At 60.4% G+C, this 23,106-nt stretch carries 19 protein-coding genes; 13 read left to right on the forward strand and 6 right to left on the reverse strand.

All coding sequences use genetic code 11. From position 1 onward, the window contains the following. Positions 1-7: 7 nt before the first annotated feature. The 6 genes from QRN50_RS09785 (at position 8) to QRN50_RS09810 (ending at position 7,771) form a co-directional block, all read left to right on the forward strand. Entirely contained in the window at positions 8-1,447 is a 1,440-nt protein-coding gene (locus QRN50_RS09785) for an alginate O-acetyltransferase AlgX-related protein (RefSeq protein WP_003408874.1), read from the forward strand. 8 nt (positions 1,448-1,455) lie between these two features. Further along, on the forward strand, positions 1,456-2,592 hold the full coding sequence (locus QRN50_RS09790; protein WP_060400535.1) for a mannuronate-specific alginate lyase: 1,137 nt from the start codon (positions 1,456-1,458) through the stop codon (positions 2,590-2,592). Positions 2,593-2,776: 184 nt separating this feature from the next. Continuing rightward, positions 2,777-4,333 carry an MBOAT family O-acyltransferase gene (locus QRN50_RS09795; protein ID WP_060400534.1) on the forward strand — a complete coding sequence of 519 codons (1,557 nt, stop codon included), beginning with the start codon at positions 2,777-2,779 and terminating at the stop codon, positions 4,331-4,333. 10 nt (positions 4,334-4,343) lie between these two features. Then, on the forward strand, positions 4,344-5,519 hold the full coding sequence (locus QRN50_RS09800) for an alginate O-acetyltransferase (RefSeq protein ID WP_011266794.1): 1,176 nt from the start codon (positions 4,344-4,346) through the stop codon (positions 5,517-5,519). A 12-nt stretch (positions 5,520-5,531) separates the two neighbouring features. Further along, on the forward strand, positions 5,532-6,200 hold the full coding sequence (locus tag QRN50_RS09805) for an alginate O-acetyltransferase AlgF (protein ID WP_024640264.1): 669 nt from the start codon (positions 5,532-5,534) through the stop codon (positions 6,198-6,200). Positions 6,201-6,319: 119 nt separating this feature from the next. Next, a complete protein-coding gene (locus QRN50_RS09810; RefSeq protein WP_003415201.1) occupies positions 6,320-7,771 on the forward strand; it encodes a mannose-1-phosphate guanylyltransferase/mannose-6-phosphate isomerase in 1,452 nt (483 codons plus the stop codon). 158 nt (positions 7,772-7,929) lie between these two features. Here the strand turns inward: QRN50_RS09810 and QRN50_RS09815 are convergent, their stop codons facing one another. After that, positions 7,930-10,713 carry an RHS repeat-associated core domain-containing protein gene (locus QRN50_RS09815; RefSeq protein WP_096127341.1) on the reverse strand — a complete coding sequence of 928 codons (2,784 nt, stop codon included), beginning with the start codon at positions 10,711-10,713 and terminating at the stop codon, positions 7,930-7,932. A gap of 210 nt (positions 10,714-10,923) precedes the next feature. Between QRN50_RS09815 and QRN50_RS09820 the strand changes: the two genes are divergently transcribed. Beyond that, a complete protein-coding gene (locus QRN50_RS09820) occupies positions 10,924-11,388 on the forward strand; it encodes a hypothetical protein (protein ID WP_024640528.1) in 465 nt (154 codons plus the stop codon). A 15-nt stretch (positions 11,389-11,403) separates the two neighbouring features. Beyond that, positions 11,404-12,222: an SDR family oxidoreductase gene (locus tag QRN50_RS09825; protein ID WP_060400102.1), complete on the forward strand. Its 819-nt coding sequence runs from the start codon at positions 11,404-11,406 to the stop codon at positions 12,220-12,222. A 71-nt stretch (positions 12,223-12,293) separates the two neighbouring features. Here the strand turns inward: QRN50_RS09825 and QRN50_RS09830 are convergent, their stop codons facing one another. Genes QRN50_RS09830 through QRN50_RS09845 form a run of 4 tightly spaced genes read right to left on the reverse strand, consistent with a single transcriptional unit; the run spans position 12,294 to position 17,037 of the window. Beyond that, positions 12,294-13,154 (reverse strand): efflux RND transporter periplasmic adaptor subunit, encoded by an 861-nt coding sequence (locus tag QRN50_RS09830; protein ID WP_060400103.1) that lies wholly within the window; start codon positions 13,152-13,154, stop codon positions 12,294-12,296. Between the two features lie 25 nt (positions 13,155-13,179). Beyond that, positions 13,180-13,383 (reverse strand): DUF1656 domain-containing protein, encoded by a 204-nt coding sequence (locus QRN50_RS09835; RefSeq protein ID WP_004406774.1) that lies wholly within the window; start codon positions 13,381-13,383, stop codon positions 13,180-13,182. Next, positions 13,370-15,559, reverse strand: coding sequence for an FUSC family protein (locus QRN50_RS09840; protein ID WP_096104364.1), 2,190 nt, complete (start codon positions 15,557-15,559; stop codon positions 13,370-13,372). The genes QRN50_RS09835 and QRN50_RS09840 overlap by 14 nt, the downstream gene beginning before the upstream one ends. Further along, positions 15,556-17,037: an efflux transporter outer membrane subunit gene (locus tag QRN50_RS09845; protein ID WP_096127338.1), complete on the reverse strand. Its 1,482-nt coding sequence runs from the start codon at positions 17,035-17,037 to the stop codon at positions 15,556-15,558. The genes QRN50_RS09840 and QRN50_RS09845 overlap by 4 nt, the downstream gene beginning before the upstream one ends. A gap of 183 nt (positions 17,038-17,220) precedes the next feature. Between QRN50_RS09845 and QRN50_RS09850 the strand changes: the two genes are divergently transcribed. Beyond that, positions 17,221-18,168: a LysR family transcriptional regulator gene (locus QRN50_RS09850; protein ID WP_004406777.1), complete on the forward strand. Its 948-nt coding sequence runs from the start codon at positions 17,221-17,223 to the stop codon at positions 18,166-18,168. A gap of 87 nt (positions 18,169-18,255) precedes the next feature. Then, a complete protein-coding gene (locus QRN50_RS09855; RefSeq protein WP_096127339.1) occupies positions 18,256-19,230 on the forward strand; it encodes a 2-hydroxyacid dehydrogenase in 975 nt (324 codons plus the stop codon). A 46-nt stretch (positions 19,231-19,276) separates the two neighbouring features. On the opposite strand, the gene QRN50_RS09860 is transcribed toward QRN50_RS09855, so the two are convergent. Continuing rightward, positions 19,277-20,179, reverse strand: coding sequence for a DMT family transporter (locus QRN50_RS09860; RefSeq protein WP_024661101.1), 903 nt, complete (start codon positions 20,177-20,179; stop codon positions 19,277-19,279). A gap of 136 nt (positions 20,180-20,315) precedes the next feature. Here QRN50_RS09860 and QRN50_RS09865 point away from each other — a divergent pair, with 136 nt between their 5' ends. The 3 genes from QRN50_RS09865 (at position 20,316) to QRN50_RS09875 (ending at position 22,879) form a co-directional block, all read left to right on the forward strand. Next, complete coding sequence (locus tag QRN50_RS09865; protein WP_024641428.1) at positions 20,316-21,191, forward strand: AraC family transcriptional regulator; 876 nt, start codon at positions 20,316-20,318, stop codon at positions 21,189-21,191. Between the two features lie 210 nt (positions 21,192-21,401). After that, positions 21,402-21,905: a sigma-70 family RNA polymerase sigma factor gene (locus QRN50_RS09870; protein ID WP_024641427.1), complete on the forward strand. Its 504-nt coding sequence runs from the start codon at positions 21,402-21,404 to the stop codon at positions 21,903-21,905. Further along, positions 21,902-22,879 carry a FecR domain-containing protein gene (locus QRN50_RS09875; RefSeq protein WP_096127340.1) on the forward strand — a complete coding sequence of 326 codons (978 nt, stop codon included), beginning with the start codon at positions 21,902-21,904 and terminating at the stop codon, positions 22,877-22,879. The genes QRN50_RS09870 and QRN50_RS09875 overlap by 4 nt, the downstream gene beginning before the upstream one ends. Positions 22,880-23,106 lie beyond the last annotated feature (227 nt).

The raw sequence follows: 23,106 nt of genomic DNA on the forward strand, positions 1-23,106 counted from the left end.
TATTGTTATGCACGCACATCTGATCAAGCTGTTGAGCCTGTCCAGCCTCACCGCCGCCTTGATGGCCGCCGCGGGTGTCGCTCGGGCAGACGACTCGCAAGCGCCGACGTTCAAGGCCGAGCCTTGCTGCTCGCTGTGCCCGGCCGCGCATGACGCGAAAAACTACACCACGCGCTATCAGCAGAACTTCACCACGCTGGTCCAGGCTCAGGGCGACTGGCTGTTCCGGACTCAGGAAGACCTGCGCACCGAGTTCGACACCACGCCTGCCGGCTATCGCCGCATGAAAGAACTGCACGATGCGTTCAAGAGCAAAGGCGTCGAACTGGTCGTGGTGTATCAGCCGACCCGTGGTCTGGTGGATCGCAACAAATTGTTCCCGGCCGAACGCGACAAGTTCGACTACGACAAGGCGCTGAAAAACTATCAGGCCATGCTCGGCCGCTTCAGCAAGATGGGCTACTGGGTCCCTGACCTGTCGCCGTTGACCAACGAGCAGCAGGCGCATGACTTCTACTTCCGCGGTGACCAGCACTGGACGCCGTATGGCGCGCAGCGTACGGCGAAGATCGTTGCCGAAACCGTGAAAAAAGTTCCGGGTTACAGCGACATCCCCAAGCGTGAGTTCGAAAGCCATATCTCCGGACGCATGGGCAAGACGGGCACTTTGCACAATATGGCGGGTCAATTGTGCGGCACCAGCTACGCGATCCAGTACATGGACCAGTTCACCACCGAGCCCAAGGGTGAGGCGGGCGACGGCGACCTGTTCGGCGATTCCGGTAACCCGGAAATCACCCTGGTCGGTACCAGCCACAGCGGCAAGAACTACAACTTCGCTGGCTTCCTCCAGGAATACATGGGCGCTGACGTGTTGAACGTGGCGTTCCCTGGTGGTGGCCTGGAAGGTTCGATGCTGCAGTACCTGGGCAGTGAAGACTTCCAGAAGCGTCCGCCGAAAATTCTCATCTGGGAATTCTCGCCGCTGTATCGCCTGGATCAGGAGACCATCTATCGCCAGATGATGTCGCTGCTGGACAACGGCTGTGAAGGCAAGCCTGCCGTGATGAGCGCCAGCACCACCCTCAAGCCGGGCACCAACGAAGTGTTGGTCAACGGCAAGAATGGCATCAAGGACATTCGCAACGGCAGCAATCAGATCGACATCAAGTTTGACGACACCTCGGTGAAAGTCCTTCAGGCCAGGCTCTGGTACATGAACGGTCGCCACGAGGATCTGAAAATCGAGAAACCGGAAACGTCAGACACCGATGGACGCTTCGCCTTTGAATTGCGCGAGGATGAGGATTGGGCCAACCAGCAACTGCTGGCGCTGGAAATCCAGGGACCGGAAGCAGGCACGGCACCACAAAAAGTCGAAGCCAAAGTATGCAAACGCAACGTGTTCCCGAGCGCTGCGACACACACCGCTCAAGCCGGACTATGAGGTGACTTATGCAGACTCCTAAACTGATTCGCCCTACCCTGCTGTCGATGGCAATCCTGTCATCGATGGCCTGGGCCACGGGCGCATCCGCCGCACTGGTTCCACCCAAGGGCTATGACGCCCCGATCGAAAAAATCAAGACTGGCGATCACAACTTCAGTTGTGAAGCCATTCCAAAGCCCTACACCGACAAGCTGGTGTTCCGCAGCAAGTACGAGGGTTCGGACAAGGCACGCGCAACGCTCAATGCGGTATCCGAAGAAGCGTTCCGTGATGCGACCAAGGACATCACCACCCTTGAGCGTGGCGTCAGCAAAGTCGTGATGCAGTACATGCGCGACGGTCGTCCGGAACAACTCGATTGCGCGCTGAACATGATGACCACCTGGGCCAAGGCCGATGCGCTGGAGTCGCGCGAGTTCAACCACACCGGTAAATCCATGCGCAAATGGGCTCTGGGCAGCATGTCCTCCGCCTACCTGCGCCTGAAGTTCTCCGAGTCGCACCCGCTGGCCAATCGTCAGCAGGACGCGAAGATCATCGAAGCCTGGTTCAGCAAACTGGCCGATCAGGTGGTCAGCGACTGGAGCAATCTGCCGCTGGACAAGATCAACAACCACTCGTACTGGGCTGCCTGGTCAGTGATGGCAACCGCTGTCGCCACCAATCGTCAGGACCTGTTCGACTGGGCCGTGAAGGAATACAAGGTCGCTGCCAATCAAGTGGACAAGGACGGTTTCCTGCCCAACGAGATGAAGCGCCGTCAGCGTGCACTGTCGTATCACAACTACGCATTGCCACCGCTCGCGATGATTGCCAGCTTCGCCCAGGCCAACGGCGTGGACCTGCGTCCGGAAAACAATGGCGCCCTGAAGCGTCTGGGTGACCGGGTTCTGGCCGGCGTCAAAGACCCTTCGATATTCGCTGAACACAACGGCGAGAAACAGGACATGACGGACCTGAAGAAAGATCCGAAATTCGCCTGGCTCGAACCGTACTGCTCGCTCTACACCTGCAGCCCGGATGTGCTGGAAGAGAAACACGAAAAGCAGCCGTTCAAGACGTTCCGCCTGGGCGGTGACCTGACCAAGGTCTACGACCCGACGCGTGAAAAAGGCGACAAGGGCGACAACGTCAGCGAGTGATGCGCCGTTGGTTGTAGGAGCGGACTTGTCCGCGAAGACCTATGTCCAGGCGATGCATCCATAAAACCGGATCTAGCCTGGCCAGCTTCGCGAACAAGCTGTGAAGTGATTTGCCCCTCCTTTTTTACGGGGGGGTTTGGGGGGGCTTTGAGCCCTTGAATGTTGGACAAACGGAGAGATAAGGATGGTTTTCTCATCCAACGTGTTCCTGTTCCTGTTCATGCCGATCTTCCTCGGCCTGTACTACCTGAGCGGGCAACGCTATCGCAATCTGCTGCTGCTGATTGCCAGCTATATCTTCTACGCCTGGTGGCGAGTGGACTTTCTGGCGCTGTTCATCGGCGTGACCGTCTGGAACTACTGGATCGGTCTCAAGGTGGGCGCAGCAGGCGTGCGGACCAAGCCGGCACAGAAGTGGTTGCTGCTTGGCGTGATTGTGGACCTGTGCATTCTGGGCTACTTCAAATACGCCAACTTCGGCGTGGACAGCATCAACGCAGCCATGACCTCGATGGGTCTGGAGCCGTTCATCCTGACTCACGTGCTGTTGCCGATCGGTATCTCGTTCTATGTCTTCGAGTCCATCAGTTACATCATCGATGTGTACCGCGGCGACACCCCGGCCACGCGCAACCTGATCGACTTCGCTGCATTCGTCGCCATCTTCCCGCACCTGATCGCCGGCCCTGTACTGCGTTTCCGTGATCTGGCCGACCAGTTCAACAACCGTACCCACACGCTGGACAAGTTCTCCGAAGGTGCCACGCGCTTCATGCAGGGCTTCATCAAGAAAGTGTTCATCGCCGACACCCTGGCCGTGGTCGCCGACCACTGCTTCGCCCTGCAGAACCCGACCACCGGCGATGCCTGGCTGGGGGCGCTGGCCTACACCGCGCAGCTGTATTTCGACTTCTCCGGTTACAGCGACATGGCCATCGGCCTGGGTCTGATGATGGGTTTCCGCTTCATGGAAAACTTCAAACAGCCTTACATCAGCCAGTCGATCACCGAGTTCTGGCGTCGCTGGCACATCAGCCTGTCCACCTGGCTGCGTGACTATCTGTACATCACCCTGGGCGGCAACCGTGGCGGCAAGGTCGCGACCTACCGCAACCTGTTCCTGACCATGCTGCTCGGCGGTCTGTGGCACGGTGCCAACGTCACCTACATCATCTGGGGTGCCTGGCACGGCATGTGGCTGGCGATCGAAAAAGCGGTCGGTATCAACACCAAGCCTTACAGCTTCAATGTGATTCGCTGGGCACTGACCTTCCTGCTGGTGGTCATAGGCTGGGTCATCTTCCGCGCTGAAAACCTGCACGTTGCCGGTCGTATGTACGGCGCCATGTTCAGCTTCGGCGAATGGCAGCTGTCGGAACTGAACCGCGCCAGCCTGACCGGTCTGCAAGTGGCAACGCTGGTGGTGGCTTATCTGACGCTGGCGTTCTTCGGTCTGCGCGACTTCTACCAGAACCGCGAAAAAGACACCGGCAAGAGCACCAAGGCCGACGGTCCTGCAACCGCTCAACCGGGCACCATCAAGGCAGTTCCTGGCGACGCGCCTGGCAGCCTGCATATGCCTGGCTACACCGTGGGCAGCCAAGCTCAGGTGCAACCGGCCTATTGGGAAGCCGACTGGCCACGTTACGCCATGCGCGCACTGATCCTGCTGCTGTTCGTGGCTTCGATTCTCAAACTTTCGGCGCAAAGCTTCTCGCCGTTCCTTTACTTCCAGTTCTGAGGAGCCTGACATGACCCGTTCATTACGAATCCTCTATATCGCCCTCTTTCTGGGCATTCTGCTGGTCCTGGGGATCTGGTCGCTGCGCAGTTTCAGCACCTTCTCGACGTCGGCGGAAACCACTGTGCTCAACGGCAAGTGGACCAAGGCGGCGGAAACTCATTACGACGATGAGTTCCCGATCAAGCGCCTGGGCACCAACCTCTGGGCGGCGCTGGATTTCAAACTGTTCAACGAAGGTCGTCCGGGGGTCGTGCTCGGCAAGGACCAGTGGCTGTACACCGACGAAGAGTTCGACGCGGTTGCCAACGGCGAGCAGAACGAAGCCGACAACCTGGCGATCATTCAGGGTGTGCGTGACGCACTGGAAAAACAGGGCACCAAACTGGTCCTGGCGATTGTTCCGGCGAAGACCCGTCTGTACCCGGAACACATCGGTAACACCAAGCCTGCCAGTCTGCACGCCGACCTGTATCAGCAGTTCCACGCCCAGGTGGCCAAGGCCGGGATCTTTGCCCCGGACCTGCTGGCGCCGCTGCAAGCAGCCAAGCAACAGGGCCAGGTTTTCCTGCGTACCGACACGCACTGGACGCCAATGGGTGCCGAAGTCGCCGCGCAGCAACTGAGCGCCGCGATTGCCCAGAAAACGCCACTGGAAGGCGAACCTGAGCAGTTCGTCACACAAGCCAAAGGAACCGAAGCCTACAAAGGTGACCTGACTACATTCCTGCCGCTCGATCCGCTGTTCAGCAACATGCTGCCCAAGCCGGACGAGTTGCAGAAACGCAGTACCGATCCGGTAGCAGGCGAAGCGGCAGGCGGTGAAGCACTGTTCGCAGACAGCGACATCCCGGTGGGTCTGGTGGGCACCAGCTACAGCGCCAACCCTAACTGGAACTTCGTCGGCGCCCTGAAAGAAGCGCTGCGCAGCGATGTCGTCAACTACGCCGAAGACGGCCATGGCCCGATCCTGCCGATGCTCAAGTACCTGCAGACCGATGCCTTCAAGAACACCCCGCCGCAAGTGGTGATCTGGGAATTCCCGGAGCGCTACCTGCCGGCACACAACGATCTTGGCGAGTTCGATCCGAAGTGGATCGCCGAGCTGAAGAAATCGCGTGACACCCAAGAAAACGTGGCGCTCAACGCCAAACAATCCGAGTCGCCCAACCGGGCGCAAAACTGAGAGGACTGACTCATGACTTTCAACACTACTGCCAACCGTTCGGCCGCAAAACGCCTGTTCAAAACCTGCGCAATGGCCGCAGGTCTGGGCCTGATGTCCCTGCAGGCTTTCGCCGGCGACTCCGCCCTGTACGGCCCGACCGCACCAAAAGGCTCTACCTTCGTGCGTGTCTACAACGCCAGCAACGCCGAAATCAACGCCACCGTTGGCAACACCAACCTCAACGAAGTGGCGCCACTGGGCAGCACTGCGTTCAGCTTCATGCCGCAGGGCGACTACACCGCCAAGCTGGGCAGCCAGAGCCTGCCGGTGAAACTGGCCGGTGATCACTATTACACCATCGTCAACAACGCCAGCGGCAAACCACAGCTGGTCGAAGAGCCACCGTTCAAGAACAAGCAGAAATCCCTGGTTCGTGTGCAGAACCTGAGCGACAAGTCCCTGACCCTGAAAACCGCTGACGGCAAGACCGATGTGGTCAAGGCTGTAGCGGCAAAAGGCACCGGCGAGCGTGAAATCAACCCGGTCAAGGTCAGCCTGGCGCTGTACGACGGCGACAAGAAAGTCACCGATGTGAAACCTGTGGCACTGGAGCGTGGCGAAGCCGCTGTGCTCTACATCACCGGCAGCGGCAGCAGCCTCTCGCCAGTGTGGGTCAAGCCACCGGTCGCAACCCGCTAATACGGATTATGCCGGCCGGTTCAGGGCATCAGCACTGAACCGGCCCGCGCGGAACAAGAACAAGACAGAAACGACAGACACCTCGTACAGCCCTAATTGAATGCTTTTGGAGAAACAAAATGATTCCAGTTATCTTGTCAGGCGGTAGTGGTTCACGACTCTGGCCGCTTTCGCGTAAACAATTCCCTAAACAGTTCCTGGCGTTGACCGGCGAGCACACCCTGTTCCAGCAAACCCTGGAGCGTCTGGTGTTCGAGGGCATGCAGGAGCCTATCGTGGTCTGCAACAAGGACCACCGTTTCATCGTCAACGAGCAGCTCGCTGCATTGAACCTGGAAACCCAGGCGATCCTCATGGAACCGTTCGGCCGCAACACGGCACCCGCCGTTGCACTGACCGCCATGAAGCTGGTCAATGAAGGCAATGACGGCCTGATGCTGGTGCTGCCAGCCGACCACGTCATCGAAGACCAGAAAGCCCTGCAACGTGCACTGGCACTGGCAACCGTCGCCGCAGAACGCGGCGAAATGGTGCTGTTCGGCGTACCGGCCAACAAGCCTGAAACCGGCTACGGCTACATCAAGTCCACCGCCGATGCCCTGCTGCCGGAAGGCGTCAGCCGCGTGTCGCAGTTCGTCGAAAAACCTGACGAAAAACGCGCCAAGGAGTTCGTTGAAGCCGGTGGTTACTACTGGAACAGCGGCATGTTCCTGTTCCGCGCCAGCCGCTTCCTCGAAGAGCTGAAAAAGCATGATCCGGACATCTACGACACCTGCCTGCTGACCCTCGAGCGCAGCGTGCAGGACGGCGACGCGCTTGAAATCGACTCCTCGACCTTCGCCTGCTGCCCGGACAACTCCATCGACTACGCGGTCATGGAAAAAACCCAGCGCGCCTGCGTTGTACCGCTGTCGGCCGGCTGGAGCGATGTCGGCTGCTGGTCGTCGCTGTGGGAAGTCAACGCCAAGGACGCCAACGGCAACGTCACCAAGGGCGACGTCGTCATCCAGGACAGCCGCAACTGCATGATCCACGGCAACGGTAAACTGGTGTCGGTGATCGGTCTGGACAACATCGTGGTCGTCGAAACCAAGGACGCGATGATGATTGCCCACAAGGACAAGGTCCAGGGCGTCAAGCAGATGGTCGCCACCCTGAACGAACAGGGCCGCACCGAGACCCAGAACCACCTCGAAGTGTACCGTCCGTGGGGCTCCTACGATTCGGTGGACATGGGCGGTCGTTTCCAGGTCAAGCGTATCTCCGTCAAGCCGGGCGCCTGCCTGTCGCTGCAGATGCACCACCACCGCGCCGAACACTGGATCGTGGTATCCGGTACTGCGCAGGTCACCTGTGACGAGAACGTGTTCCTGCTCACTGAAAACCAGTCCACCTACATCCCGATCGCCTCGGTCCATCGCCTGCGCAACCCGGGCAAGATCCCGTTGGAAATCATCGAAGTGCAATCGGGCAGCTACCTGGGCGAAGACGACATCGAGCGTTTCGAAGACATCTACGGTCGCTCGAACGCGCTTGAAGCGGGTGTGAAAACACAGACAATCGCTCGCTGACAGACGCTTTTAGCTGCAAGTGAGACAGCCCTCGGCAACACGTTGCGTAGCCTTACCCGCAACGTGTTGTCGAGGGCTTTTTATCGTGAGATCCAGACCATCATTGCCCTGTAACAGATGGTTCTCATATTCAGGTTGCTCATACGGCCTCACCGGCGCTATTTCCATGAGTGGCTGCCTCCCATGTTTATGAAGTTCGAGAGTGGCATTCTTTTTTGGGCTTCTGCCTGATAACGCTTCGGGTTTTTTAATGGTTTACCTTTAATATGGTGATCGATCATCGTTGAAAACAGCTTGCTCAGCCCGCGCCCCTCTTTAAGCAATACCTCTGTGAACACCCTGGGCCCCGTGACAGCAGAAACGATTCTCATCCTGTCATTCACATCGGCGGTGCTACTGAGCACTGCGCCAAGGCCAGTCTCACGATAAACGCTGTACCGGTCGACGATCTCCTTTTCCAAGGTGCTCAGCACCGGATTGTTGGCAGGTGACGCGAACGAATTATTGTTAATCACGATTTCATCCCGGTTCCAAGGTGTGTCCGTCGGGCGCATCGTGAAAATCCTCTTGGGCTTGGGAATGAAATCGGTATCCCTGACACCGCGCTTGAACATGTCGTCCGTGTCCGAATAAATACCGCCATAATGGTTGATCAAGCTGTAGCGAAGCACGTCACTGGCTGCAGAGTAGTGTCGAGGGTCATCCCCATACAAATCCTTATAAATCTCGTACGACGGGGTTTTCTGGAATTTTCTGAAAAATTCTTCTTCCCTGAGATCGGAAATATGGACGTTCCTTCGCCCGCGCAGCGCTGCAACTATTTCCGTTTCATCACCCTTTCGCAGGTCCAGATGCAGATGCAGCGTCAATTGATAGTCAGGGTTCAGCACAGAAGTGTTTTCAATCCCTCCCAGGTGCTTCATCAGTGGTTCCGCAGCGCCCAACCAGATGTAATGAATATGCTTGGGGATTTCAGCGACTTCTCCCGCAGCGTCGATGAAGGTGAGCGGATTGTTTCTCAACATACCGTATAGATTAAGCCCGTCTTCAAGCCCAGCCGGGTCCGGATTGATCCAGCGCTGTAACCACGGCGCGTAATACCGCATCCCGTAATAATAAAGCCCCGTCGCATCGCGTTCCTTGCCCGAGTAACGCACGGTCTTGTAGTTCGCTTCGATGGCATTTCGACCTGCCCACCATGATGTTCCGCCAAACGGGTAGTAACTTTCCTGACTGATCAGTTGCCCCTGCGCGTCCAGTTCAAGCGTGCCGGACCCCAGGTGGTCGTTCACTGTGTAGCGAGTCTGATCATTTTCAAGCGCGTCGGGCTTTCCAGACGCCCAATGCAGCACGCGCACGTTATTGCGCCCGGCCTGGGCCACAACAACGTGCAGGGTTTCGCCAGTGGCCGTATCGGTACGGATTTCAAGACCGGGCAGGTAACGCACATCGGCCGTATGGGTAATGGTTTTGGCTTGCGTGGTACGCACCTTGCGCAGGCGCTGGCCGCTGGCGTCGTAGCTGTAGCGTTCGCTGTCATCATTGCCGGATTCACGAACCACTGGACGCACTTGCTGCAGCTGGTTGCGTCGATCCCAACTCAGATCTTGCCCGGCTTGCAGGGCGAGCAAATTGCCATTGGCGTCGAAGGCTGCAGCAATTTCAGCTTCACCGGGTATATGGTCATTGATCACCGGCAGACTGCGGTTGCTGTAACGCGCAGTCACCAGCGTTCGCGAATGGGACTGCGCGCCTGTATGGGTAAGCTGTTGCAGGTTGCCACCCGCGTCGTAGCGGTAGGTCTGGGTGTAATTGGCCAGTTGCGCAGGGTCGGCAGGGCTTTGAAAACCCGGAAACACCGGACCGTGATTGACGACCGCTGATTCCCGACCTGTGGCTTCGATCAGTTGGTACAGCGTGTCGTAGCCATAGGCCGAAACAGGGTCGATGCGCTGATTGCGGTTATAAGCCGTTGACTGAGCGCGGTCCTCGATACGGATGACATTGCCAACGGGATCGTAGCCGTAGAGCAAGTCCTGCAACATCGGCCCATTGCCATGCCTGGCATTCAACTCCAGTAGACGACCGTCTTCAGTGGCATAGAGCGCCGTGCTGATCACACCATTACCAGCCGTTTCCGACACCACCCGCTGCTGCGCGTCGTATTGAATGGCACTGACCAAAACCTGTTCAGCCTGACAGTTCAGTTGCAAACGACTGTTTTTCAACTGCCCCGCAACGGTGTAATCCAGCAACTGAACATTGCCCTGCGCATCGATTTGCCGAATTGTTTCGTTCAACGGGTTGTAGTGCCAGCAGGTGGTTGCGCCGTCGCCGGGTTCCAGCAAGGCATCACGCCCGGCCAGCGACGCGGGCCAGTCAGGCTCATTGGCAGAGTGCAGAAAGCGCCGCGTTTGACGAATAACACTTCCCGAAAGACCATACGCATCGTCAAGCCGCGTACCTGCCGGATCATCATGACGAATCAACTGACCGCACTGGTTATATGCGGTCGAGTCAGGGCCGCCATAAAGCAAGCGCTCAACGCAGTGCTCATCTTCAAAAACTTCGGTGGGCCTTAGCAGCGCATCGTACTGAGTACGTCGCACAACGCCCCGAGCGTCCCAGGCTTCCACTACCTGCCCGGCCTCCCCCGCCAGCAACACTCGCCAGCCAGCGTCCACACTGTCGCTGGCCAGAACCCGACCGCCGAGCGAATGAATGACGCTGAGATTGGCAGGTGCCCGATCAGCCCACAGGCGCGGATCCCAATGGCTGACAGGTCGACTGGCAAGGTCGAATGACGCCTGGCTGGTACGGAGTTCCGGCTCGTGGTCGATGCTTGAGCGATGCAGCAAAATCGACGCCACAGGCAAGCCGCGCGGGTCCACCAACTGTAATGCAGGCGTGTGCTGATGAAGGGCAATCGAGCGTTCAACCATGACTGGCACCTGCATAAGTCCGACGAAGCTGGAAGATTCCCGCTGTCCCACACTCTAGATAAGTGGCGCCGTAGCGCCTACTGACACTTATGACAGTGGCACAACAAGGGCAGACTGCAGCGCTCTCCGCGCCGATGCCTTACCCATTGGTCAACGCCTGCTTAATGTCTGTAGTATCTCTGACATTGCATCTTGCTGGAGACCCGCCGCATGTTGATCGGCATCCTGTTAATCCTCACCTGGCTGATCCTCCTGCTCCGCTACCCGGCGAAGGCCATGCCCGTCTCGCTGGCTGCGGCGGTCGCGCTCGGCGCGGTGGCGGCTATCGTCATCTGGCAGGACAGTCGGGAAACGCGCCAGCTTGAGCGTCTGGATATCCGCCTGAGTTACAACCCGCAAGGCTGCCCGGCAGATCGTCCGTTGCAGGTCAGCATCACCAACACCAATCAGGTCACCCTGCAGGAACTGCGTTGGCGGATCGCGGCCTATGCGCCCGGTGATTCGGTGAATCTGACCGACAACACCTACGCGTCCGCACGCTATCGCGGCCCCGGTGAACTTCAGGCCAATGGCACGTGGCAGGATTGCGTGCCGGTGCCGGCACTGCGTAACGGGTACCGCCCGCAGACCCTGGAATTTCGCGCAGAACATCTACAAGGCAGTTTTTCGGACTGACCACAAGGATCCCCCATGCCCATCGCTTTGATTACAGGCTGTTCCAGCGGAATCGGCCGTGCTCTGGCCGACGCGTTCAAGGCCACCGGCTATGAAGTCTGGGCCACTGCGCGCAAGGCCGACGATGTCGCGGCACTCAGTGCAGCCGGTTTCATCGCCGTACAACTGGACGTCAACGACAGCCTGGCGCTGGAGCAACTGGCCGCCGGTCTGGCGCACAGCGGCCTGGATGTGTTGATCAACAACGCGGGCTATGGCGCGATGGGTCCCCTGCTCGACGGCGGTGTGCAGGCCTTGCAGCGGCAGTTCGAAACCAATGTATTTTCCGTGGTGGGGGTGACCCGGGCGTTGTTTCCGGCACTGCGCCGCAACAAGGGTCTGGTGGTGAACATCGGCAGCGTATCCGGCGTGCTGGTCACGCCGTTCGCAGGGGCTTATTGCGCCTCCAAGGCGGCGGTGCATGCGCTCAGTGATGCACTGCGTCTGGAGCTGGCGCCGTTCGGCGTACAGGTGATGGAGGTTCAGCCCGGCGCGATCGCGTCGAGCTTTGCACAGAACGCCAGCCACGAAGCCGAGCAGTTGATCAGCGAACAATCGCCGTGGTGGCCGATTCGCGAAGGCATTCGTGCACGCGCCAGGGCTTCTCTGGACAATCCTACTCCCGCCACGGAATTCGCTCGCGACCTGCTCAAGGCCGTGCAACACGCCCATCCGCCGCGCCTGCTGCGCTTGGGCAACGGCTCAAGCCTGCTGCCGCTGATGGCGTGGTTGCTGCCCAAAGGTCTGCTGGATATGGGCCTGAGAAAACGCTTTGGGCTGAACGCTGATCTGTAGCCGAGCCTTGTCACTATCGTGCCAATGCTCCGCGTTGGCATGCCGTTCTGGACGCTCTGCGTCCTCAAGTATCAGCCGTCTACCGGCCTGACAATCACCGTGCAGGTCATCCCCGCCGCCAGCAATACATCCTGCGGTACTTGATCGAGGTGGATACGCACCGGCACGCGCTGGGCCAGGCGCACCCAGTTGAAGGTCGGGTTCACGTCGGCGATCAGTTCGCGGCTTTGCGGGTTGTCACGGTCGTAGATGCCGCGGGCGATGCTTTCGACATGGCCCTTGAGCACCTCGCCGCTCATCAGTTGCAGGTCCGCAGGGTCGCCCACTTTCAGGTGCGGCAACTTGGTTTCCTCGAAGAAGCCGTAGACCCAGAACGAGTTCATGTCGACCACGGCCATCTTCGCTTCGCCGATGCGCGCATAGTCACCACGATGCACATTGAGGTTGGTGACGTAACCGTCCACCGCCGCCAGTACCCGCGTGCGTGCCAGGTTAAGCTCGGCCGCCTCCAGTTGCGCCTGGGCCAACTGGTAATCGGCCAGGGCCGAGGTGGCTACGTTGCTCGCGTCGTCACGATTTTCTGCCGAGATGACCAGCTCATCCATATCGGCACGCCGCCTGGCATTCAGTTTGCGCATCTCCCAGGTTGCCTTGCGTGAAGCGAGCAACGCCTGCGCCTGCTTCACGGCGATCCGGTAATGATCCGGGTCGATCTGCATCAGCAGATCGCCACGCTTTACCCACTGGTTATCATGCACCGGGACATCGACCACGGTGCCGGACACATCGGCAGCCACGTTGATGATGTCGGCGCGTACCCGACCATCGCGAGTCCAGGGCGTATCCATGTAGTCGACCCATAACGCGCGACCGATCCAGAGCGCGATTGCCAGCACCAGCAACGTGGCAAACAGACTGAAGAACTTTTTCATCCAGAGATTTTTCCCGACTCAGGCGTCAACGATAAAGGGGCAGCGCCAACGCGCCGAAGATGCAGATAAACAGGCTCAGACGCAGCAGGGCCGGGTGCCAGAAATGCCGATACAGGTCAAAACCGGCCAGCAGTCGATCCAGCGCCCATGCCAGAACCACGGCCAGCAGAAAGATCAGCGTGAGGGTCGGCATGTACAGGCCGTGGAAGGCTATTTCACGCGGCGGCATGGACGACTCCTGAAGCGTTTCGCGCAACGCTGTAAGCGGCCAGCGGCGATTGCGGGTCCAGCAGCGACGTGCGGATAAAGTGCAGGTAGCTTTTTACCCGGCGCAGCACCGACGTATCGAAATGCGAGGCGAAGGGTTCATCGGCCTCCTGCACCCGTTTGATGGCCTGATCGACGGCCAGCAGACAGCGCTGCAGATTGACCGCGTCAGGCTGGATGAACAGGCGCACCAAGGCGCGCCCCATGACTCGCAGCGCGATGCGCCAGGGCTGGTACTCGGCGTAGGCAGGGTGAATCGGCAGCAGCGCCTGTTCATGGCGCAGCTCGATAATGGCGTGGCCGATTTCCAGCACCACGAACATCCAGCGCAACAGCTCGCGCTGTACCAGCGGTTTGCCGATCGCCAGGCCGTACGCCTGATGCATAAGGTCGCGAGTCTGGCTTTCGAAGCTTGAGCCCAGACGCTTGAGCGGCGCGCTGATCGCAAACACCACCTGATTGCGCAAGGCCTGCTCCAGGCGCCGCCACATCCAGCGGCTGTTGGGCGGCAGGATAATTGCCCCGGCAGCGGCACAGATCAGCATGCCGATGACCATCGCGATGTAATTGTTGATGAAGGTGTAGGGGTCGTAGACCGTCAGGTTGTCCGGCACCGAGCCCAGGCTGAAAAAAATCAGCAACCCCAGGCCGTATCCCGTCCACTGTGGACGTGAGCCCAGGTACGCGCCGAGCACAAACACCGGGGTCAACAGCAGGCACAGCAGCGGAAAACCGTCGATGTGCGGGAACAGAAAAAACGTTTCGAGAAAGCCCGACAGCGCGCCGAGCAATGTACCGCCGGCCATCTGCAGCGACATGCGCCTGGGGTTGTGGGTGGTCGACGACAGCGCAACGGTGGCCGCCGAGGCCAGGACCATGCTCGCGCCGCTGGGCCACGCCGTCAGCACCCAATACACACTCATCAGCCCGACCACGCAGGTCGCCCGGGCGCCGGCTGCCAGCGCGGTCATCCAGTGGGTACGCGCTACGAACGAGCCCTTCCACTGTTCACGCTCATGGCTGTGATCGGCCAGCGATGCATGGGTTCGTGCGTAGTCGAGCAACTCGCTGAGCAGCCGGTACAGCAGCTCGAACGAGGTGTGGAAGTCCAGTCGTTCGGCGTCGCTCGGCAGGGTGTGCTCCAGCTCGGCGCGCAGGCTTCTGACCTGCGCGGGAAACTGCGCCCTGTACGACTCCAGACGCGTGACCAGCAGCGCCGCGTCATCGTTGGTCAAGGCGCGGTCGGCGAATCCGTCGAGCAGCTCTGCAAGGTGTTCAAGACCGGGATCGATATGCGTCAACACCTGATCGGCCTGTTCGAGACGCAAACGCTCGAGCAATTGGTGCAGGGCATTGAAGCGCGTGGTGACGGTCATGAATTCGCTGTTCAAGCGGTTGAGTCGACCGTTGCGGCGACGCATGTGCGGGTCTTCGAATACCGTGACGCTGCGCAGCCCTTCCAGGCCGATGGCTTCGGCCACAAAGCGTACGTTGCCGGTTTCGAATTCATTGCGTGAAATGTCGCCGCGCAGGCCGTTGACCACGAAGCGGGCGAACCCGCCGAAGCGCAGATACAGCGCGTTGCGCATCGCAGCGCTGGAACTCTGCGGCAGCACCGCGGCGCTGATGGCCGTGGAACACAGGATCCCCAGGGTGATTTCCAGTACCCGCCACACCGCCGACATGAACGAACCTTCCGGATGCGCCAGCGCAGGCAGCCCGACCATGGCTGCCGTGTACCCGGCCAGCACAAAGCCATAAGCGCGAAAGTTGCGATAGCGCGCCGCGCCGGCCGAACACAGGCCGACCCAGAGCGCGAGACTGCCGAGAAACGGCAGCGGATTCTGCGCAAACAGGGCCATCAACAGCACCATCATCGCCGACCCCGCCAGCGTCCCCAGCAGGCGATAAAAACTCTTGGCGAACACCTGTCCGCTCTGCGGCTGCATGACGATGAACACCGTGATCATCGCCGTATGCGGCTGTGGCAGTTCCAGGCGCAGTGCCAGCCAGTAGGTGAGGAATGCGGCGAGCAACACCTTGAAGATGTAAACCCAGGTCACCCCGTCACTGCGCGCCCAACTGTGCAATTCGCGACGCCACGGCAGGTCGGTGATGCGTTGCAGAGCGGCGATCATTGCCCGCCCCCGGACTCGGCGGTGTGTGCGGAATGACCATTGCCATACCCGTCACCGCCCAGCGCCACCACCAGCCCGGCGTAGGCTTCCAGTCGCGCGGCCTCGACCTGTTGCTGAACCTGTTGCTGGCGGAACAGTTGCGTGCGCGCATTGAGCACGTTCAGGTAATCGGTCAGGCCGCGCTGCCAGGCGATCAGGGCAATGTCGTAGGTCTTTTGCGCCGACGCCACCGACTCGGCGGCGAGTGCCTGCTGCTTGTCCATCGAGGCGCGCCGAATCAACTGGTCGGAGACACTTTTCAGCGCCATCACCAGCGTCTGGTTGTAATGCGCCACGGCCTGATCATAAGCAGCCGACGCCCGCCCCAGCTCCGCCCGCAAGCGTCCAGCGTCGAAAATCGGCAGGCTGATGGCCGGCCCGACCTTGTAGCCCAGCTTGCTGCCGGTCAGAAACTCCAGCACGCCGCCGCCCGTGGCCATGTAACTCAGGCTGCCGACCAGATCGACATTGGGATAAAAGCCGCCATGTGCAACGTCGATACCGCGTGCCTGCGCCGCCACCTGCCAGCGCGCAGCCACCACGTCAGGTCGCTGACCCAGCAGTTCGGCAGGCAGTGCCGAGGGCAATGTCAGTGCGGTGTGCAACGACAGCGCAGGCCGCTGCAAGGCCGCGCCCTGCCCCGGCCCCTTGCCTGCCAGCGCGGCCAACTGGTTGCGACTCAGGGCAATGGCCTCTTGCAGCGCGTCGATCTGCCGATGCGCCTCAGGCAGCGGGGTTTCGGCCTGACTGACGTCGAAGTGCGTGCCGATCCCGCCCTTGAGGCGGCGCTGCGCCAGGTCGAGTATCTGTTGCTGCTGGGCCAGGGCCGCTTCGGCGATATCCAGTCGGGCGTAGTCGAGGGACAGCTGGATATAGGCGCGGACCACGTTTTCCTGCAATTCGAGCTGCGCCTGACGCTGCTCGGCAGCACTCACATGCGCCAGATCAACGGCCTGCTCGCTGGCGTTGCGTTCACGTCCCCACAGGTCCAGCGCGTAGCTCAAGCCCAGCGACGCATTGTTGTCCCAGGTGCGAGTATCGGCCAGCGCTCCGGGACCATAAAACTGATCCTCGGGCCAGTCGTGACGCATCAGGCTGGCGTTGCCCTGCAACTGCACGGACTCGGCAGACTCGGCGACCTGCGCCATCGCCCTTGCCTGGCGCACACGAGCCGCGGCAAGTGCCAGACTCGGGCTGCCCAGCGTCGCGATCTCGACCCAGCGGTCCAGTTGCGCGTCGCCGTAGGCACGCCACCATTGCGCTGCGGGCCAATGGGCGTCGAGGGCGGCGCTCTGGATCGCCTGATCGGTGGCCAGGCTGTCAGCGTGCAGGAGACTGCCCTGCGATTTGATTCCATGTGTTCCGATACAGCCGCTGATGACCAGCGTAAAAGCCAGAATACCGACGGGCCAGAGCCCTCTGATGATGCGACGCGGCACAGCTGCAAGTTCCCGAACGAAGGTGACACACCTTGAATGGCGGCGATTCTAGGCGGCGCTCGATGCGGCGATAAGCAGGGAGATTTGTGAATCTTTGTTACTGAAACGGCGATAATCCTTTGGTCTGGATACATGCATCCGTTACTTCATGTCACAATTTGCCATCTACTCAGAGAAGTACCCATGGACACCCTGCAAAACATGCGTGCCTTCAGCTGCGTGGCGCAAGCGGGCAGCTTCACTGCTGCCGCCGCCGTGCTGGATACCACCACCGCCAACGTCTCGCGTGCGGTCTCCAACCTTGAAGCGCATTTACAGACGCGCCTGCTCAATCGCACCACCCGGCGCATTGCCCTCACCGAAGCAGGCAAGCGTTATCTGTTGCGCTGCGAGCAGATTCTCGCCTCGGTGGAAGAAGCCGAGGCCGAAGCCAGCGACGCTCATGCCCGCCCGGCCGGGCAGCTCAAGATGCATTCGATGCCGGGCGTCGGCCAGCATTATGTGATCGACGCCATTGCCCGTTACCGGCGCAACCACCCGGACGTGGCGTTCGACCTGACCATGACCCACCGCGTGCCGGACTTGCTGGAAGAAGGCTATGACGTGTCGATCGTGCTCGCCAGCGAACTGGCCGACTCGGGCTTTGTGTCTCAGCGCCTGGGCATTACCTACAGCATCGTGTGCGCGTCCCCCGAGTACGTGAAAACCTTCGGCATGGCCCACAAGCCTGCCGACCTGCTGAATCATGCGTGCCTGCGTCTGGTGAGCCCGGTGTTCCCGTTGGACAAATGGCTATTCGATGGCCCGGAAGGTCAGGAGATGGTCACCATCAACAGCTCGCCGCTGCTGGTCAATTCTGCGGATGCGATGAAAACCGCGATTTCCAGCGGCATGGGGGTCGGCATCCTGCCGATCTACTCGGCGATCGAGGGGCTGCGCAACGGCACCCTGGTGCGCGTGTTGTCCGATTACCGCTCGCAAGAGCTGAACCTGTACGCCATCTACCCGTCACGCCAGTATCTGGATGCAAAGATCAGAACCTGGGTTGAATACCTGCGCGGTTCGCTGCCGGAAATTCTCGCAGCCGACGAAGCCGATCTGCATGTGCAGGCGCTCAAGTCATCGTACTGACATCGTACAACTGCAAAAAGCGGCTGCCAAAGAGCGGGGAGGAATGTTAGCGTGCTACTCATTCAACCGCTCGAGAGTGACTGCCCAATGAAAAAAACCGTACTCGCCTTCAGCCGTGTTTCTCCTGAAATGGCCGAGCGCCTGGCGCAAGATTTCAACGTGATCGTGCCCAACCCCAAGCAGGGTGATATCAACGTCCAGTTTGCAGAAGCCTTGCCTGAATCCCACGGCCTTATAGGCGCAGGCCGCAAGCTGGGTCGCGAACAACTACAGAGCGCCACCAGGCTGGAGGTGGTGTCCAGCATCTCGGTGGGCTACGACAACTACGACGTCGACTACCTGAGCGAGCGCGGCATTCTGCTGACCAACACGCCGGATGTACTGACCGAAAGCACCGCCGACCTGGGCTTCTCGCTGATCATGAGCAGCGCCCGCCGAGTCGCCGAACTGGACGCCTATACCAAGGCCGGACAATGGACGCGCAGCATCGAACCGCCGCACTTCGGCACCGATGTGCATGGCAAGACGCTGGGTATCGTCGGCATGGGCAACATCGGCGCAGCCATTGCCCGCCGTGGTCGTCTGGGCTTCAACATGCCGATTCTGTACAGCGGCAACAGCCGCAAGCCCCAACTCGAACAGGAACTGGGCGCACAATTTCGCAGCCTGGACCAGTTGCTGGCCGACGCGGATTTCGTCTGCCTGGTGGTACCGCTGAGCGAAAAGACCAAGCACTTGATCGGCCGCCGCGAGCTGAGCCTGATGAAGCCCGGCGCCATCCTGGTCAACATCGCCCGCGGCCCGATCGTCGATGAACCCGCCCTGATCGAAGCGCTGCAGAACGGCACCATTCGCGGTGCCGGTCTGGACGTCTACGAAAAAGAGCCGCTGAGCGAATCGCCGCTGTTCCAGCTCAAGAACGCGGTGACCCTGCCGCACGTCGGCTCAGCCACCACCGAAACCCGCCAGGCCATGGCCGACCGCGCCTACGGCAACCTGCGCAGTGCGCTGCTCGGTGAACGACCGCAGGATCTGGTCAACCCGCAGGTGTGGAAAGGCTGAGGCCACGCCTCTGCCGATCTGCAGGCAATGCACGATCACCACCGACTCAGGCCAGTTTGCCGCCGACCACGACGGCAACCGGTCTGACCTTCCTGAACACCAGCACGTTGCCGACCATCACCAGCCCCAGCCCCAGCAGGGCCGCCAGCGTCCACTGGTAGCCTTCGACCCACGTCGAGATGTTCAGCGCCACAATCGGGAACAACACGGTGCAGTAAGCCGCGCGTTCCGGGCCCATGCGTCCTACCAGGGTCAGGTAGGCAGTGAATGCAATCACCGAGCCGGGGATCACCAGGAACAGCAGTGAGCCTACGTAGCGCGTGTTCCATTCAAAGCTGAACGGCGTGCCACTCAGCAGGCAATACATGCCCAGTATCGTCGCACCGTAGAGCATGCCCCACGCATTGGTGGTCAGCGGACGCAGACCGGCTTTCTGCTGCAGGCTCGACAGCATGTTGCCCGCCGAGAAGCACAGCGTGCCCAGCAGGGCCAAGCCCAGCCCGATCAGGGTCTCGCGGCTGGCGCTGTGCCCGGACAGTTCGGGCCAGAACAGACACGCCAACCCAAGCAGGCCCATCGCGCCACCGGCCATGACGTTGCCAGCGATTTTCTGGCGAAAGAACACCCGTGCGTTCAGCGCATTCCACAGCGTCGAGGTCGAGAACACCACCGCGATCAGGCCGCTGGGTATCCACTGGCTGGCCGTGTAGAAGCACATGAAGTTGACGCAGAACAGGCACACGCCCTGCGCCAGACAGATCAACTGGCCACGACGATTGACTGGTTGCAGCCGCTTGCTCAGCAGTAAAAACGCGAACAGCACCAAGGCCGCCAATGCGAAGCGATAGACGATCGATACCGGAATCGCGACATCGCCGAGTTGAAGTTTCAGGGCGATCCAGGTGGTGCCCCAGATCAGCACGGTCAGCAGATAAAGCGAGAGGTTCATGGTGCAGGCTCCTTGATGAGCCATCAGTCTGCGGCGTGCCGGCCTGCCATCGCTTGCACAATCTTGCGCATTTGATTCAAGCGCTACTGGCAGCGGCGTCACCAGCGAGTAGGATACAAATCCTAGAGGAATCGTCATGTCCGCCATTGAATCCATCCAGGTCTTTCAGGCCCTGAACAGTTCACCCAATGCCAATCTGGAGCAGAGCGCGCCGCTGGGCGACGGGCTGGTGGCGGCGTTGTGGAACAATCGGCACGACTCGCAGGAATATCACGCACCGACCCACCATACCCTGTCGTGCTATATCGAGGACGGTACCGGGACCTTTCGCCGCGGCAGACCCGACCAGAAAGGCGCGCCGGGCAAGCTGTGCATCTTGCCTGCCGGTCATGAGTCCGCCTGGGTGGTGAACGGCGAGATCCGTCTGGCGCATCTGTATTTCAGCCCGGAACAGTTTGCGCTTGGCTGCGTCACCCTGCTGGATCGCGAGCCGCGCGAGATGCAACTGCGGGAAAACACCTTTCTGGAAGACCCCGCACAAGCCGCACGCTTCCGGCAGCTGATTCGCCTGAACTGGGCAGAACCCGGCGAGCGCCTGCTGACCAGCAGCCTGGCGCACGAGATGGTCAGCCATGCACTGCTCAATCAGGCAGGCCTGCGCGACGGGCTGCGCTTGAAAGGCGGCCTGGCGCCGCATCTGCGCCGGCATCTGGTGGATTTCATCGAAATGCATCTCGCCGACCCGCTGAGCCTTGGCCAACTGGCCGGCCTGTGTGCGCTGTCGGAATACCACTTCGCGCGCATGTTTCGCGAAAGCTTCGGGTTGCCGCCGCACCAGTACCTGTTGGCGCGGCGTATCGAGCAGGCGCGCCAATTGCTGCGCAGTACCGGCAAGCCGCTTGGCGAGATCGCGCTGGCTTGCGGGTTCGCCAGCGCCAGCCATTTCAGCAACCGTTTTCGTCAAGCCACGGGGGCGACACCGGGTGAGTACAGAACGGCTTTAGGCCAATAGCTGACTCGCCGCTGCCCATACTCATCAACCGCCGCCCAGCCGCAGGCGCTCTCGCCATGCATTAAGACACTGGTTCTGGCTTTTGCCGTGCGTTTTTTCGATCCCGGGCGGGAAAAATGAACCGCAATATTAATGATAAATATTCTCATACGCAAAAGAGTCTGCCAGAATCCACGCCACCAATGAGTCCCCGTGGATTGTTCCCCCGTGATGCCCGTCGCCCACTCCGCTCTCAATCACACTGTCGAAGGCCTGTACAGGGCTCACAACGCCTGGCTGACGACCTGGTTGCGGCGCAGGCTCGGCTGCCCGCACAGCGCGGCGGACCTGGCGCAGGACACCTTTATCAAGGTGCTGGGCGCACGCGATACAGCGCAAATCGTCGAGCCGCGAGCCTTTCTGACGACGATTGCCAAGCGTGTGCTGTGCAATCACTACCGGCGTCAGGACCTGGAGCATGCCTACTATCAGGCACTGGCCGAACTGCCGGAGCGCGTGGCGCCTTCGGAAGAAGAGCGGGCGATCATTCTCGAAACCCTGGTCGAACTCGATCAACTGCTGGACGGCCTGCCGACCTTGGTCAAGCAGGCGTTTCTGTTGTCGCAGGTCGACGGTTTGAGCCATGGCCGGATCGCTGCCGAACTGGGTATTTCCATCGCCACGGTCAAGCGCCATCTGCACAAGGCCGCCCTGCGCTGCTATTTCGCCTTATGAATCCGAACATCGAGTCCCTGAACAAATCCGACATCTCGCCTGCCGTGGCACAGCAGGCCGTTGGCTGGCTGCTGGAAATGCAGGAAGGCACGCTGGATGCCCGCCGTCAGCACGCCTGGCAGCTGTGGCTCAATGGCAACGCCGAGCACCAACGGGCATGGGCGCACATGCAGCGGGTCAACCAGCGCCTGAGTGGACTGTCCTCGCCGCTGGCGCATGCGGCACTCAATGCGCCGAAGTCCGCCAGCCGTCGGCATGCGCTCAAACTGCTATTGCTGCTCGGCGCAGGCTCGGCAGCGGGCTGGAGCCTGCGCGAGCAGATTGCCCTGCAACCTTTGCTGGCCGACTACGACAGTGGTGTGGGCGAACAGCGCAAGGTGGCGTTGAGCGACGGCAGTCAGGTGCAGTTGAATACTGCCAGCGCGGTGGATGTGCGTTTTGATGCGCAGCAGCGCCTGATCGAACTGCTGCAGGGCGAAATCCTCATGACGGCCTCGGCGGACACGCGCCCGCTGAACCTGTTGAGCGCGCAAGGCACGGTCAGGGCGTCGACAGGCGCCAGTCGTTTCAACCTGCGTCAGCTGAATGGGCGTACGCAATTGGCCGTGTTTGCCGGAGCCCTTGAAATAGCCCCTGCCGGCAAGAGCGGAGCGGGCTTGATGCTGCGCGCCAGCCAGCAGGTGACGTTCAGCCGCGATGCCTGGGACAAGGTTCGTCCGCTGGACGCAGGCAGTGGTGCCTGGGCGGACGGGATGCTGGTGGCGTCGCGCATGAGGCTGACGGATTTTCTCGCAGAGTTGAGTCGCTACCGCCGCGGTCGTCTGAATTGCGATGCGAGGGTTGCAGGGCTGCTGATTTCCGGCAGCTACCCGCTGGCCGACAGCGAGCGCATCCTCGACATGCTCGAACTCGCCCTCCCGGTACGCGTGCAGCGCTTCACGCGGTATTGGGTGAACGTGCAGGCGCGGGTTTGATCGTGATTGCTCGTTTCCACGCCCGGTGCTCATGGTGACATATGCGTCCTGAAGAGCCCGGAATACGGGACTGAAATTCCGCTGACTATCGTCCCCATGCTCCGCGTGGGAATGCCGTTCGTGACGCTCTGCGTCACACAGCAGTTATGCGATGTCAGGTAGATTGGAGTTCGGCTCAGGTCACCTTTTCGCCCCTCGGCGACTCACTTTGAGGGACCAAAGTGAGC

The organism is Pseudomonas sp. MEJ108, from assembly GCF_030208985.1.
In the GTDB taxonomy this organism is placed as follows: domain Bacteria; phylum Pseudomonadota; class Gammaproteobacteria; order Pseudomonadales; family Pseudomonadaceae; genus Aquipseudomonas; species Aquipseudomonas fragariae.